Source organism: Ruegeria sp. YTSA075, assembly GCF_059610245.1.
On sequence record NZ_JBXWNG010000007.1, the window covers coordinates 155,330 to 168,124 of the forward strand.

Genomic DNA, 12,795 nt, shown 5'->3' on the forward strand with positions numbered 1-12,795 from the left:
CCAATGAAGATCCCATCCCTGAAAGATGCGGAAGACCGGGACAGTGCCTGCGTTCATGCCAGCTGTGTTGCCGTTGCCGACAAGGGACTTCTGATCGTCGGGGCCTCTGGTGCGGGCAAATCTTCTTTGGCGCTGCAGATGATGACACAGGGCGCAGTATTGGTTGCCGATGATCGAGTTGATCTTGGGATGGCACGAGATTGTATCATGGCCTCACCCAAACCTGAGATTGCCGGTTTGATCGAAGCCCGCGGGGTCGGCTTGCTGCGGGCGCAGAATACGCCGTCTGTTGCACTGCATTTCGTAGTGGATCTGGATCAGCAAGAGACGGCGCGCCTGCCTGATCTGATCACGGTGCCGCTGCTTAGGGGCACTGTGCCCTTGCTTCGGGGCGCTGCTGTGCCCAATTTGGCACCAGCCTTGCTGCAACTTCTTAGATTCGGACGCGTAGACCCGGAATGGCCGACGAAATGACATCGCAAAAGCGAACCGTTCTGGTGACAGGGCCGTCAGGCGCGGGTCGCTCGACCGCGATCCATGTGCTCGAGGATCTGGGCTTTGAGGCAATCGACAACCTGCCTATGGGGTTGCTGGCGCGTTTAATGGAAGGGGCAGAGGCTGACCGGCCCATGGCCCTTGGTATCGACGCGCGCAACCGGGATTTTTCGACCATTGGTTTTATCGAACTTGCCGAGAAGCTGGGCCGCATGCCTCAAGTGGATTTGACAGTCCTCTATCTGGATTGCAGCGATGATGTGTTGCTGAGGCGCTTTTCAGAAACGCGCAGGCGCCATCCGGTTGCCAAGGGTGCAGGCCCCGAAACCGGCGTTCGCCGCGAAAAAGAGCTGTTGGCCCCTATCCGAGAGATCGCGGATACCCTGATCGATACCAGCGGGTTAAACGTACACCAGCTGCGCGAAGAGGTTGAGCGCTGGTTCGCTCCCAAAGACGGTCGCCATCTCGCGGTCTCGATTGAATCGTTTTCCTACAAACGCGGTTTGCCGCGTGGATTGGATATGGTCTTCGACTGCCGGTTTCTGGCAAACCCCTATTGGCGACCTGAATTGCGGTCGGCAGATGGTCGAAACCCGGATGTCGCGCACTATGTCCAGTCGGATATGAACTATGCGCCGTTTTTTGACCGGATCATCGATCTGCTAAGTTTGCTGCTACCGGCGTTTCGCGCCGAGGGTAAAGCGCACCTGTCGGTGGCGTTTGGTTGCACCGGGGGGCAACACAGATCGGTGGCAATGGCCGAAGCGGTTGCAAAGGCCCTTGCAGAACAGGGCCAGCAGGTGGCAATTAGACACCGCGAAATGGAACGACGCGCGTTGAATGTGAGGCCGGATTGATCGGGATTGTAATCGTAGCGCATGGCGGTTTGGCTCAGGAATATCTGGCCGCCATGCAGCATGTGGTAGGCGCGCAACCGGGTTTGGCGGCGATTGCGATCGAAGCCGATCATGACCGCGAAGAGAAACAGGCCGAAATATGCCGCGCAGCGAATGAGGTTGATCTGGGCGATGGCGTTGTCATCGTGACCGATTTGTTCGGCGGCAGCCCCTCGAACCTCAGCCTCAAGGCCTGTGCGCCCCAGGATCGCCGAATCTTGTATGGCGCGAACCTGCCCATGCTGATCAAATTGGCCAAAAGCCGCCACCTGCCGGTGGCCGACGCAGTACGTCAGGCAATGGAGGCTGGACGCAAATACATCAATGCGCAAAATGTGACATTGGACTAAGACCGGACAGATTGAAATGACCAACCGAAGCTTGAAAATCATTAACGAAAAAGGCCTTCACGCCCGTGCCTCTGCCAAACTGGTCGAGGTTGTCGAGGGGTTTGATGCCAATGCCGAAGTCTCAAAGGATGGCCTTTCTGCATCCGGCGACAGCATCATGGGCCTTTTGATGTTGGCAGCCTCACGCGGAACGACTATTGACGTTCAGACTTCGGGGCCGGATGCTGAGGCATTGGCAGAAGCCTTGGAAGCGCTTGTGAATGACAAGTTCGGAGAAGGGTTCTAAGTCGCCCCACCGGGACAGGAAGAACGGGAAGACCAGGAATTGGCGGAAACAACGCACGAGACCAAGACAGGCCCGATTGTAAACAGGGCCGAGGATCAGGGCGAGATCTATGATCGCAGAACGCTGACCTATGCGAACTCGTTCGACGATGCCTGGACCGCGACCGCCATTCGCGCCATCGAATGGTGCACCGGCAAGCTGACCATTCTGAGGATGGTCAACAAATTCGAGAAAAAAAACGAGATGTATCGTGGACAGCGGTTCTGGAGCGGAGCGCTCAAGACCATGGGTATCACCCTTACAACGCCCGAAGACCAAATCGCGCGTATTCCCAAAACCGGTCCTGTTGTTGTCGTTGCCAATCACCCGCATGGCATGGTGGATGGTATGATTTTTGCAGAATTGATCGGGCGTGTTCGCAGTGACTACCGCATCCTGACACGTTCGGTTCTGACGGGCCTGGACGAGGCCGCAACGTCATTTATGATTCCGGTGCCTTTTCCGCATGACCCCGAAGCGCAGGCAAAAATGCTGGAAATGCGCAGCAAGGCGATGGACCACCTCAAGGATGGTGGCGTTGTCGCGCTGTTCCCCTCTGGCGTCGTGATGTCGTCTGACGATTGGTTCGGCCCGGCGATTGAGCGCGAGTGGAACGTTTTTACCGCCAAAATGATCCGCCGCTCGGGTGCGACGGTTGTTCCGATCTATTTCCCGGGTCGGAACTCACGGGCCTATCAGATCGCCAATAAACTGTCGCCGATCCTGCGCCAGGGATTGTTGCTGCATGAGATCGTCCGTTCCTGCAACAAGCCGCAATCCCCGGTCATCGGCGAACCGATCTCTGACGACGATATGCAGCTTCTGGAACGCGATCCGCGCGGGTTCATGGCGTGGCTCAGGGATCGCACCATGTCCTTGGGCATATTAGATAAACCCTGATCCACTCTTCATCTGGCCAGAAATATCCCGGGGGTAAGCCCGGATATCATCCGGGCGAGGGGGCTGGCCCCCTCAGCGTGTGGGTACGGGAACCTCACCGCGATAGTCATAAAATCCGCGATCCGTCTTGCGACCCAACCATCCGGCTTCGACATATTTTGTCAGCAAGGGGCAGGGGCGATACTTGGTATCCGCCAACCCGTCATGCAGCACATTCATGATCGCCAGGCAGGTATCCAACCCGATGAAATCCGCCAATTCCAAAGGTCCCATCGGATGGTTCGCGCCCAGCTTCATGGATTGGTCAATGGACTGAACGTTCCCCACGCCTTCGTATAGCGTGTACACCGCCTCATTGATCATGGGCATCAGGATGCGGTTGACGATAAAGGCAGGGAAATCCTCGGCGCTTGCGGCGGTTTTGCCCAGACGGTCCACCACTGTCTTGCAGGCGGCATAGGTCGGCTCGTCGGTTGCGATCCCTCTGATCAATTCGACCAGTTGCATCACAGGAACCGGGTTCATGAAGTGAAACCCCATGAACCGCTCTGGCCGATCTGTCCGGCTGGCCAGCCGCGTGATTGAGATCGACGAGGTGTTCGACGTGAGGATCGTATGTGGCAGCAGATGCGGTTGCAGGTCTTCGAAAATGGCCTGTTTGATCGTCTCGCGCTCGGTTGCGGCCTCAATGACCAGATCGGTCTGGCCCAGCCGCGGCAGTTCCAGCGTTGTCGTGATCCGCTGTAGCGCAGCCTGCATCGCCTCGTCGCTGATCTTCCCGCGTGAGGCCTGACGCGCCAGGTTGCCCTGGATTGTGCTGACCGCCCGGTCCAGCGCATCCTGACTGACATCGTTCAGCAGGACATCATAATCCGCCAATGCCAGCACATGGGCAATACCGTTGCCCATTTGACCTGCGCCTATAACTCCGACTGATTTTACATCCATGTTCTGCTGCCTTTGCCCTGCGCGTTACGGGCGACAGTATCGGCAGTACGGGGTGGGCGGCAAGGGGCAGGGGTGGCCGCAATTCGCTTCAAATGCGCACATTAGGAAAATCTCAACATCTGGGGCTTCAAGATGGCAGTCGGGTGAAAAATGGGTGAGTGAGATGAGCTATCATCAGGCAGGCTCCGGCGTGGCCGGGGGCGAATTATGTCAGTATTCTGGGTCGAAACTGTGGTTTCGCGGTCCTGCCAAGGCGCTGGATGGCCCCTATGTGGCCTGTGTCGGCATGGATGAAACCTTTGGGCGATTTGTCGAGCAACCGTATCCTGCTGTTCTTCAAGACAAGATGCGGAAGACATGCGTCAACCTGGGCAGCCTGTTTTCGGGTGTCGATGCCATTCTAGCCGACGACGGTTTGCTGAAGCTGATCAATGGCGGCCAGGTATGTGTTCTGCAACTGCCCGAGGTTCATGGCCAATCGAATCAATTCTACCGCGTGCACCCTCGCCGCAATGACCGCTTTCTTGCGCCTACGTCAGACCTTTTGGCGTTGTATCCTGAGATTGATTTTACCGAGATCAATTTTGTACGCCATTTGCTGAACCGGCTTCAAGCCAATCAGGATGCCCGATTCGAGATTGTCGCGCAGGAGCTGCAAGAAGGTTGGGTGAAGGCGATGAAAACCCTGCTGCAAAACATCCAAATTCCGGTTCTTCTGCTGAACCTCAAAGTGGGTCGGGTACAGCCTTTCGAGGATGCCATGATACAGATCAGCGATGCGATGGTGGGTCAACTCAGGCCATTTGCAGCGAAAGTGGTCGAAGCCGAGGCCGCCGTATCGGGCGCGTCTGAGACGCTTGAGGATATGCTGTTTGGCACGTTGCAACAGCCGATGGCCGAACACATGATTGGCCCCGCCGCACATCGCGCCATTGCGGATGCAATCTTGCCGGATCTCAGAGATCTGAACGACTAAGGCCCGCCTGTTGGCGGGCCTTTCGACGGTCTTCTAAAAAACCAGTCTGTTAGATCAGCCGAGTTTTTCGGTTAGCTCAGGCACCGCCTGGAACAGGTCGGCAACCAGACCGAAGTCGGCAACCTGGAAGATCGGCGCTTCTTCGTCTTTGTTGATTGCAACGATGACCTTTGAGTCTTTCATCCCCGCCAAGTGCTGGATCGCACCCGAGATGCCAACAGCGACATAAAGGTCCGGGGCAACCACCTTACCGGTCTGACCCACCTGCCAGTCGTTCGGAGCGTAGCCAGAGTCCACGGCGGCGCGCGACGCGCCAACAGCGGCGCCCAGCTTGTCGGCCAGTTTCTCGATCAGTGCAAAGTCCTCTTCCGAGCCGACACCACGGCCGCCCGAGACAACAACGCCAGCCGAGGTCAGCTCGGGGCGGTCGCTTTCGGCAACCTTGTCTTCAACCCACGAGGACAGGCCTTCGGAACCCGGAACCGAGATGGTCTCAACCGGAGCCGAGCCACCTTCGCCTGCCGCGTCGAAGCTTGCAGTCCGCAGAGTGACGACTTTCTTGGCGTCGTTCGACTTTACAGTCTGGATCGCGTTGCCCGCGTAGATCGGACGTTCGAAGGTCGAGCCGTCAACCACGCCCGACGCATCCGAAATCACCATCACGTCCAGCAGCGCAGCAACGCGCGGCATTACGTTCTTGGCGTCGGTGGTCGCAGGGGCGACGATATGCTCGTAGCCATCGGCCAGCGACACGATCAGCGCTGCGGTCGATTCCGCCAGGCGGTGACCCAGCGATTCGTCTTCAGCCACCAGAACCTTGGACACACCGTCGATTTTGGCGGCGGCCTCACCTGCAGCAGCGGCAGACCCACCTGCGGCCAGAACGGTCACGTCACCCAGCGCTTTCGCCGCGTTGACGGCCTTGGCAGTGGCGTCCATCGACAGCTCACCATTGTTAACTTCTGCCAGAAGAAGAACAGCCATTACACAGCCCCCGCTTCTTTGAGTTTCTCGACCAGCTCGTCGACCGAGCCCACAACGATACCAGCAGCACGTGCCGGCGGCTCTTCGGTTTTGACGATTTCCAGACGCGGCGTGACATCGACCCCGTAGTCGGCGGCCGTTTTCTCATCCAGCGGCTTTTTCTTCGCCTTCATGATGTTGGGCAGCGATGCATAGCGCGGTTCGTTCAGGCGCAGGTCAACGGTCACGATGGTCGGCATCTTGACGTTGATGGTCTGCAGGCCGCCATCCACCTCGCGGGTGATCTTGGCGCTGTCGCCTTCGATGTCTACTTCCGACGCAAAGGTGCCTTGGCTCCAGCCCAGCAGGGCTGACAACATCTGACCCGTGGCGTTCATGTCGTTGTCGATGGCCTGCTTGCCCGCTAGAACCAGACCGGGCTGCTCTTCCTCGACCACTTTGGCCAAGATCTTCGCAACGGCCAATGGCTCGATATCGGTGTGCACATCATCTGCGGCAACAACCAGAATTGCACGGTCGGCACCCATAGCCAGAGCGGTCCGCAGGGTTTCCTGCGCCTGCTTGACGCCGATCGAAACGGCGACGACCTCATCAGCCTTGCCCGCTTCTTTCAGTCGGATCGCCTCTTCCACGGCGATCTCGTCGAACGGGTTCATCGACATTTTGACATTGGCGAGATCAACACCGCTACCGTCCGCTTTGACGCGGACCTTCACATTATAGTCAATCACGCGCTTGACAGGCACGAGTACCTTCATTTTGCGCTTTCTCCTCACAAAAACGGCAAGCCGCAATGCGACTCCACCAATGCTCTCGGACGACTGAATAACGTCTCATCTCGGGCGACAACAGGGCAAAATCGTCACGTCATAAGCTTGGGACGTCGCGTTTTGATTTTTTTGACGCCACGGCGCGAAACTTTGTTGCGGATAGACGCGGCTGATTTGCGGACGCATCAGTCAACAGTTCGTACTCGCCCTTCGGTCCGGGGCTCCGCCCTTCCGGTCGCCAGGGTGTCCACTGGACACCGCGCCGCTTGTCAGCGGTTCGCGCCCGGAACCCACAAGACGTCGTCTTTGCCGTTGTTGTTGGCACAGCGCGCCGCCACAAAAAACCAGTCGCTGAGACGGTTGAGGTATTTGACGGCGACCTCGTTCACCGGCTCCATATTTGTCAGCTCGACCGCAAGGCGTTCGGCCCGACGGGACACGGTGCGGCAGACGTGCAGATGAGCGGCCAGACGTGAGCCGCCCGGCAGGATGAAACTGCGCAGTGGTTCAAGGTCTGTGTTCATCGCATCAATCTCGGCCTCAAGACGGTCGATCTGAGCCGGGGCGATGCGTAGGGGTGGGTAGTCTGCCTCGGCATCTTTTTCCATGTCAGGGCGGCAGAAATCGGCCCCCAGATCGAACAGATCGTTCTGAATGCGTGCCAAGGCCGCATCGGTTTCACCACCGGCCTCTGTGCGTGCTACGCCCACGAAGGAGTTCAACTCATCTACAGTGCCATAGGCGGCCACCCGGCCAGAGTATTTCGCGACCCGCTCACCATTGCCGAGGGCGGTTTTTCCGTCATCTCCGGTTCGTGTGTAGATTTTGTTCAGTACAACCATTTAAGACGCCCCCTGTCCTCTGAGATAGACGTAGAGCAGGATCAGCAATACGGCAATGAACTGAAACAGGATGCGCAGCTGCATCATCTTGTTGCTTTTCTTCGCAGCCGCCATGCCGCCTTTGCCGAAGTTGGAAATGCCGATCGCCAACACGACCACCACTGACGCCATTGCCAGAAGCAAAACGACCATCAAAAGGTCCATGAGGATTCACCGTCTGCGTTTTTTGTTTCGTTTGGCCTGATCTAGCCCCGATACCCGAAAAAGCGAACCGGTAATTTCGTCTCAGATGTCAGATAGAATGCGGTCAATCGCCTTTGTGGGCAATATCCGGCGCAGATAACCGGCAATATAGGTGGGTGTGGTGACATAGTACCGCGCTTTAGGTCTTCGCGCCTCGACCGCATGGACCAGCTTGGCCGTGACTGCCGAGGCGGGCAGTTCGAACTTGTCGGGCCCCGAGCTTTCATACAATCGCTTCAGCAGCGAATGCTCATATTTCTCGCGCAGGGCCGAGCTTTCCCAATCAATGAACCTTTCGAATAACGGGATGGCCTTTTCACGCAGCTTTGACGTGATCGGGCCCGGTTCGATGAGGATCACGCGGATATTGGTGTCCTTGAGCTCCAGACGCATCGTGTCGCTAAGCCCTTCGATGGCATATTTCGTCGCCACATAGGCGCCCCGCCATGGAAATGCCACCAACCCAAGTACAGATGAACATTGAACAATCCGGCCATGCCCTTGTTCTCGCATGACGGGAATGACCTGCCGCGTCAGCTCGTGCCAGCCAAAGAAATTGGCTTCAAAGATGTGGCGCAACCCGTCTGTGGGTACATCTTCGACCGCACCGGGCAGGCCATGGGCGCCATTGTTGAACAAGGCATCCAGCGTGCCACCGGTGGCCTGCAGAACTTCGGTCAATCCGGCCTTGATACTGTCCGCAACCGCATAGTCGATTCGCGGGCTTTCAAACCCTTGAGCGCGCAACCGGTCACAATCACGCTGCTGTCGGCACGAGGCAAACACCCGCCAGCCCTGCGCACGCATGCCGTGTGCCGCATCAAGCCCGATACCCGAAGAACAACCTGTGATGAGAATCGATTTTTGCATAAGTATCCCACACCAACCTTTGCCCAATAGCTATGGTCAGCATTGGGGCAGGACAATGACGCTGACCCTCAGTTTGATGTTTTTTGGATAAGCGATGCCGAAATCCATCCGACCTGTTGCCCGGGCAGCACGCGCAGGCGCAGCCAGCCGGTGCCCGAGTCGCTCAGAACTTCGACCTGCTGGCCGATCCGGGCTTTGCCGATGATCGGATAGATCGTACCAGGCCCATCGCGCATGTTCACGCGGGTGCCCGAAATCTCTCGGATGTCCTTCTCCGGTGTGGTTAAAGCAGGCACGCCCACGGTTTCAGGATCGGCATCTGTGGTCACCTCTTGAAGTGAGGTAACACCGTCTTCAAGCGATGCGAGCGCAAGCGACACCGTCTGATCTTCGAACAAAGACGGGTTGGTCTGCAGGCCAGCGGCCACCTGTGCCAGCATGGCCTTGGTTTCTTCTTCGGCCAGGGCTGGCTCGGGCTCCGCAAGTGGCTCAAGCGTTGGTGCAGGTCGATCCGACGGGGCGGTTTCGAAGCTGACCTGAGTCACTAATTCCTCCACCGGAGCAGCGGCCACGGGCTTGGAGGTGGGCTTGAAAGCTTCGGCCATACGTTGCGGATTGTCGGCGCGCAGGCCGCGCGGTTCGAAATCCGGGCCTCCGCTCATCACGTAAAAGGTCCAGCCGAGTGCGGCAAATGTAATAAGAATAAGGCGCGTCATGGCGCATCCCCCAAAATCAATCGTTACAACAACAAAAAGGCAGCATTCATTTATTGTCGGAATGGTAACATATTTTGATGGATGAGTCGAAAATCGGGGGAAAACACAGGCTTGCCTCCCCCTGTTGCAAAAAGCACGACTTGTCCCCAGCAAAATGGGCCATGCTTGCTTTACCCAGCCGCGCTTGCGTCGTATCACATCATCTATGAATGACACGATCGACGACCCCAATATGGAGACCCCTGAGACTGGGGGCGAGGTGGCAGAACCTCTGCGCCGTGCAATCGGTGAACGCTACCTAACCTATGCGCTGTCCACCATCATGCACCGGGCTTTGCCGGATGCACGGGACGGGCTGAAGCCGGTTCATAGGCGAATCCTCTATGCCATGCGCGAGCTGCGACTCAGTGCAGCTGGAGGTTTCAGGAAATCGGCGAAGATTTCGGGCGACGTGATGGGTAACTACCACCCGCATGGTGACGCTGCGATTTATGACGCGATGGCACGCCTGGCACAGGATTTCAACGTGCGCTACCCGCTGGTCGACGGGCAGGGGAACTTTGGCAATATCGACGGCGATAACCCGGCGGCCTCACGTTACACTGAGGCGCGCATGACCATCGTGGCCGAGGCGCTGCTTGAGGGTCTAAACGAAGACGCCGTTGATTTCCGCGACAATTATGATGGCACGCTGACCGAGCCGATCGTGTTGCCCGCGCAGTTTCCGAACCTGCTGGCCAACGGTGCCAGCGGTATCGCGGTCGGCATGGCGACCAATATCCCGCCGCATAATATTTCCGAGCTGTGCGACGCCTGTTTACATCTGATCAAAACGCCGGATGCGCGCGACGATACGCTTTTGAACTATGTGCCCGGTCCGGATTTCCCGACTGGCGGTGTGATCGTTGAGCCGCCCGAGAACATAGCGCAAGCCTATCGCACCGGGCGCGGGTCCTTCCGTTTGCGTTGTAAATTTGAGGTCGAGGATCTGGGCCGTGGCCAATGGCAGATTGTCGTCACCGAAATCCCCTATCAAGTTCAGAAATCCAAGCTGATCGAGAAGATCGCGGAACTGATCCAGACCAAGAAAATCCCGATCCTTGCCGATGTCCGCGACGAATCTGCCGATGATATCCGCCTGATCCTTGAGCCGCGTTCCAAAAACGTGGATCCCGAGGTGCTGATGGGCATGCTCTATCGCAACTCTGACCTTGAGGTGCGGTTCAGCCTGAACATGAACGTATTGATCGACGGGGTCACACCCAAGGTCTGCTCGATGAAGGAGGTGCTGCGCGCCTTCCTCGATCACCGACAAGAGGTACTGCTGCGCCGCTCGCGCCACCGTTTGGGCAAGATCGACCACCGTTTGGAGGTATTGGAAGGCTTTATCGTCGCGTTCCTGAACCTCGACCGCGTGATCGATATCATCCGTTATGACGACGACCCCAAAGCGGCGCTGATGCGCGAGGATTGGGGCATAGATCACGTCCGCGCCACAGACGAATCGGATTACGTCACGCCCAAACCGGGTGAGGGCGAGCTGTCTGAGGTTCAGGTAGACGCGATCCTCAACATGCGCCTGCGCTCTTTGCGCCGTCTGGAAGAGATGGAACTGGTCCGCGAGCGTGACGAGTTGATGCTGGAACGCGCCAATCTCGAAGACCTGCTGGCAGATGAAGGCCTGCAATGGGCCAAGATCGCCGAACAGCTGAAAGAGACCAAGAAAACCTTCGGCAAAGACTACGAAGGTGGTGCCCGCCGGACCCAGTTTGCCGAAGCGGGGCAGGTTGAGGAAGTCCCGCTGGAGGCGATGATCGACAAGGAGCCGATCACGGTCGTCTGCTCTCAGATGGGCTGGATTCGCGCAATGACGGGCCATATCGACCTCAACCGCGAATTGAAGTTCAAGGACGGCGATGGCCCTCGGTTCATTTTCCACGCTGAGACCACCGACCGACTGCTGGTGTTTGCGTCAAACGGGCGGTTCTACACGGTTAGCGCAGCGAACTTGCCGGGTGGACGGGGTATGGGCGAACCGCTGCGCCTGATGGTCGACCTGCCGAACGAAGCGCAGATCATCGACATCTTGATCCACAAGCCAGGGCGCAAGCTGCTGGTGGCCTCGGACGCTGGCAACGGGTTCATGGTGCCCGAGGATGACGTGCTGGCCCAAACTCGAAACGGTAAACAGGTGCTGAACGTCAAGGATGACGAGACGGCGATGATCTGTAAGCCAATCGCAGGCGACCACGTGGCCGTGGTGTCCCAGAACGGCAAGTTTCTTGTCTTTCCGACCGAAGACCTGCCCGAGATGACACGCGGCAAAGGTGTGCGTCTGCAGAAGTACAACATGGCGCGCGGGCGTCAGGGGACGTTGGAACTGGATGGCGGCCTGTCCGACATCACCACCTTCAACTGGGAGGAAGGCCTCAAATGGTCCATGGGCGGCGACAAGACCCGACACGAGGCGGATATGTCCCAATGGCTGGCCAAACGCGCCAGTGTTGGCAAAAAGCCGCCCTACGGGTTCCCGCGCGACTATAAATTCTCGTGATCAAAGGGCCCGCACGGGTGAAATTCTGCCGATGCGGCTTGGCACAGCCTGTATTGGTGCGCTAAGTCAAAAGAAAAACAGGCCTATCGAGACGAGACATGTTGCGCATTCTGACACTGATCACCGGATTGGCCCTGATGGGCGCCTGTACGCAGACTCAGGTTTACGAAGAACCCGAGTCGCTGGGTGAATTCAAGCTGCGGGTGAACTATGCCTTTGCCGAAAAGGCGAAGCAGGGCCCCGTCTCGCGCGATGCGACCCCGAAGGAATGGGAAGATGCTATCCAGAACGCGGTTAACATCCGGCTGGGGCGCTATGAAGGGGCGCAAGAATATGACATCGGCATCAGCCTCGAAGGCTATATGCTGGCCCCTCCCGGTGTTCCCGTCATTTATAATCCCAAAAGCACTGCGATTGTTTTGGTAAACGTTTATGACGTAAAAAAGAAAGAGTTTCTGGCCAAGGCCAAACAGTTCCAAGTGCTGGAAGACACGACTGGTGAAAGCGCCTTTGCCGGTTCAGGGCGCACCCGAACCAAAGAAGAGCAAATGAGTGGTCTGGCCCTCAAAGTTGCTGACCGTGTCGAAGAATGGCTGGCCGAGGAACACAACAACAATGGCTGGTTTGACAAGCGGCCAGAGCTGATCCAACCGCTTGACTCAAGCGAACTGGTGCAAAATCCGGCCTGAGCCTGGCTTTTCCCCAAGGATGCGCTTGATTTTCCCCCCTGAACCAAATATCTCGCGCGCGCAGATGTAACCACGGGACCAAGGGTCCCCCAAAATGCAAAAGGGCGCCTGAGGAATGGCAAAGGAAAAGTTTGAGCGTACAAAACCGCACGTCAACATTGGCACGATTGGGCATGTTGACCACGGCAAGACGACGCTGACCGCAGCAATCACCAAGTATTTTGGTGACTTCAAAGC

At 57.5% G+C, this 12,795-nt stretch carries 16 protein-coding genes; 9 read left to right on the forward strand and 7 right to left on the reverse strand.

The window, feature by feature from the left end; genetic code table 11:
- The first annotated feature begins 3 nt into the window (after window positions 1–3).
- Genes AC2FGE_RS14440 through AC2FGE_RS14460 form a run of 5 tightly spaced genes read left to right on the forward strand, consistent with a single transcriptional unit; the run spans window position 4 to window position 2,966 of the window.
- Window positions 4–474 carry an HPr kinase/phosphorylase gene (locus AC2FGE_RS14440; protein ID WP_496819906.1) on the forward strand — a complete coding sequence of 157 codons (471 nt, stop codon included), beginning with the start codon at window positions 4–6 and terminating at the stop codon, window positions 472–474.
- Entirely contained in the window at window positions 459–1,352 is an 894-nt protein-coding gene (rapZ, locus tag AC2FGE_RS14445) for an RNase adapter RapZ (RefSeq protein WP_496819907.1), read from the forward strand. The genes AC2FGE_RS14440 and rapZ overlap by 16 nt, the downstream gene beginning before the upstream one ends.
- Window positions 1,349–1,741, forward strand: coding sequence for a PTS sugar transporter subunit IIA (locus AC2FGE_RS14450; protein WP_170531314.1), 393 nt, complete (start codon window positions 1,349–1,351; stop codon window positions 1,739–1,741). Before rapZ ends, AC2FGE_RS14450 begins: the two co-directional genes overlap by 4 nt.
- Before the next feature lie 16 nt (window positions 1,742–1,757).
- Window positions 1,758–2,027: an HPr family phosphocarrier protein gene (locus tag AC2FGE_RS14455; RefSeq protein WP_170531313.1), complete on the forward strand. Its 270-nt coding sequence runs from the start codon at window positions 1,758–1,760 to the stop codon at window positions 2,025–2,027.
- A 39-nt stretch (window positions 2,028–2,066) separates the two neighbouring features.
- Window positions 2,067–2,966, forward strand: a complete 900-nt coding sequence (locus AC2FGE_RS14460; protein ID WP_496819908.1) for a lysophospholipid acyltransferase family protein — start codon at window positions 2,067–2,069, stop codon at window positions 2,964–2,966.
- Window positions 2,967–3,038: 72 nt separating this feature from the next.
- Here the strand turns inward: AC2FGE_RS14460 and AC2FGE_RS14465 are convergent, their stop codons facing one another.
- Window positions 3,039–3,914 (reverse strand): 3-hydroxybutyryl-CoA dehydrogenase, encoded by an 876-nt coding sequence (locus AC2FGE_RS14465; protein ID WP_496819909.1) that lies wholly within the window; start codon window positions 3,912–3,914, stop codon window positions 3,039–3,041.
- Window positions 3,915–4,077: 163 nt separating this feature from the next.
- Here AC2FGE_RS14465 and AC2FGE_RS14470 point away from each other — a divergent pair, with 163 nt between their 5' ends.
- A complete protein-coding gene (locus tag AC2FGE_RS14470; RefSeq protein ID WP_496819911.1) occupies window positions 4,078–4,890 on the forward strand; it encodes a DUF6473 family protein in 813 nt (270 codons plus the stop codon).
- 54 nt (window positions 4,891–4,944) lie between these two features.
- Here AC2FGE_RS14470 and AC2FGE_RS14475 read toward each other — a convergent pair whose 3' ends face one another.
- The 6 genes from AC2FGE_RS14475 to AC2FGE_RS14500 all read right to left on the reverse strand — a co-directional run bounded on the left by AC2FGE_RS14475 (window position 4,945) and on the right by AC2FGE_RS14500 (window position 9,315).
- On the reverse strand, window positions 4,945–5,874 hold the full coding sequence (locus AC2FGE_RS14475; protein ID WP_496819912.1) for an electron transfer flavoprotein subunit alpha/FixB family protein: 930 nt from the start codon (window positions 5,872–5,874) through the stop codon (window positions 4,945–4,947).
- Complete coding sequence (locus AC2FGE_RS14480) at window positions 5,874–6,632, reverse strand: electron transfer flavoprotein subunit beta/FixA family protein (protein ID WP_480545020.1); 759 nt, start codon at window positions 6,630–6,632, stop codon at window positions 5,874–5,876. The genes AC2FGE_RS14475 and AC2FGE_RS14480 overlap by 1 nt, the downstream gene beginning before the upstream one ends.
- 281 nt (window positions 6,633–6,913) lie before the next feature.
- The gene (locus AC2FGE_RS14485) at window positions 6,914–7,486 is read right to left on the reverse strand and encodes a cob(I)yrinic acid a,c-diamide adenosyltransferase (protein ID WP_496819913.1); all 573 of its coding nucleotides are present in this window, start codon (window positions 7,484–7,486) and stop codon (window positions 6,914–6,916) included.
- Window positions 7,487–7,690 (reverse strand): twin transmembrane helix small protein, encoded by a 204-nt coding sequence (locus tag AC2FGE_RS14490; protein WP_496819914.1) that lies wholly within the window; start codon window positions 7,688–7,690, stop codon window positions 7,487–7,489.
- A gap of 81 nt (window positions 7,691–7,771) precedes the next feature.
- Window positions 7,772–8,599, reverse strand: a complete 828-nt coding sequence (locus AC2FGE_RS14495) for an SDR family NAD(P)-dependent oxidoreductase (RefSeq protein ID WP_496819915.1) — start codon at window positions 8,597–8,599, stop codon at window positions 7,772–7,774.
- A 68-nt stretch (window positions 8,600–8,667) separates the two neighbouring features.
- Window positions 8,668–9,315 (reverse strand): SH3 domain-containing protein, encoded by a 648-nt coding sequence (locus tag AC2FGE_RS14500; RefSeq protein WP_496819916.1) that lies wholly within the window; start codon window positions 9,313–9,315, stop codon window positions 8,668–8,670.
- Window positions 9,316–9,520: 205 nt separating this feature from the next.
- On the opposite strand from AC2FGE_RS14500, the gene parC reads away from it, so the two are divergent.
- From parC to AC2FGE_RS14515, 3 genes are all read left to right on the forward strand, one after another.
- Window positions 9,521–11,869 carry a DNA topoisomerase IV subunit A gene (parC, locus tag AC2FGE_RS14505; protein WP_496819917.1) on the forward strand — a complete coding sequence of 783 codons (2,349 nt, stop codon included), beginning with the start codon at window positions 9,521–9,523 and terminating at the stop codon, window positions 11,867–11,869.
- A 98-nt stretch (window positions 11,870–11,967) separates the two neighbouring features.
- A complete protein-coding gene (locus tag AC2FGE_RS14510) occupies window positions 11,968–12,558 on the forward strand; it encodes a hypothetical protein (RefSeq protein ID WP_496819918.1) in 591 nt (196 codons plus the stop codon).
- A gap of 115 nt (window positions 12,559–12,673) precedes the next feature.
- Window positions 12,674–12,795: GTP-binding protein (locus tag AC2FGE_RS14515; protein ID WP_496819923.1), on the forward strand; the 122-nt coding region annotated here is incomplete at its 3' end.

Coding starts and splice junctions, on each gene's coding strand:
- AC2FGE_RS14440 (WP_496819906.1), top strand. CDS start 4: ATGAAGATCCCATCCCTGAAAGATGCGGAAGACCGGGACAGTGCCTGC.
- rapZ (WP_496819907.1), top strand. CDS start 459: ATGGCCGACGAAATGACATCGCAAAAGCGAACCGTTCTGGTGACAGGG.
- AC2FGE_RS14455 (WP_170531313.1), top strand. CDS start 1,758: ATGACCAACCGAAGCTTGAAAATCATTAACGAAAAAGGCCTTCACGCC.
- AC2FGE_RS14465 (WP_496819909.1), bottom strand. CDS start 3,914: ATGGATGTAAAATCAGTCGGAGTTATAGGCGCAGGTCAAATGGGCAAC.
- AC2FGE_RS14470 (WP_496819911.1), top strand. CDS start 4,078: ATGAGCTATCATCAGGCAGGCTCCGGCGTGGCCGGGGGCGAATTATGT.
- AC2FGE_RS14475 (WP_496819912.1), bottom strand. CDS start 5,874: ATGGCTGTTCTTCTTCTGGCAGAAGTTAACAATGGTGAGCTGTCGATG.
- AC2FGE_RS14480 (WP_480545020.1), bottom strand. CDS start 6,632: ATGAAGGTACTCGTGCCTGTCAAGCGCGTGATTGACTATAATGTGAAG.
- AC2FGE_RS14485 (WP_496819913.1), bottom strand. CDS start 7,486: ATGGTTGTACTGAACAAAATCTACACACGAACCGGAGATGACGGAAAA.
- AC2FGE_RS14490 (WP_496819914.1), bottom strand. CDS start 7,690: ATGGACCTTTTGATGGTCGTTTTGCTTCTGGCAATGGCGTCAGTGGTG.
- AC2FGE_RS14495 (WP_496819915.1), bottom strand. CDS start 8,599: ATGCAAAAATCGATTCTCATCACAGGTTGTTCTTCGGGTATCGGGCTT.
- AC2FGE_RS14500 (WP_496819916.1), bottom strand. CDS start 9,315: ATGACGCGCCTTATTCTTATTACATTTGCCGCACTCGGCTGGACCTTT.
- parC (WP_496819917.1), top strand. CDS start 9,521: ATGAATGACACGATCGACGACCCCAATATGGAGACCCCTGAGACTGGG.
- AC2FGE_RS14510 (WP_496819918.1), top strand. CDS start 11,968: ATGTTGCGCATTCTGACACTGATCACCGGATTGGCCCTGATGGGCGCC.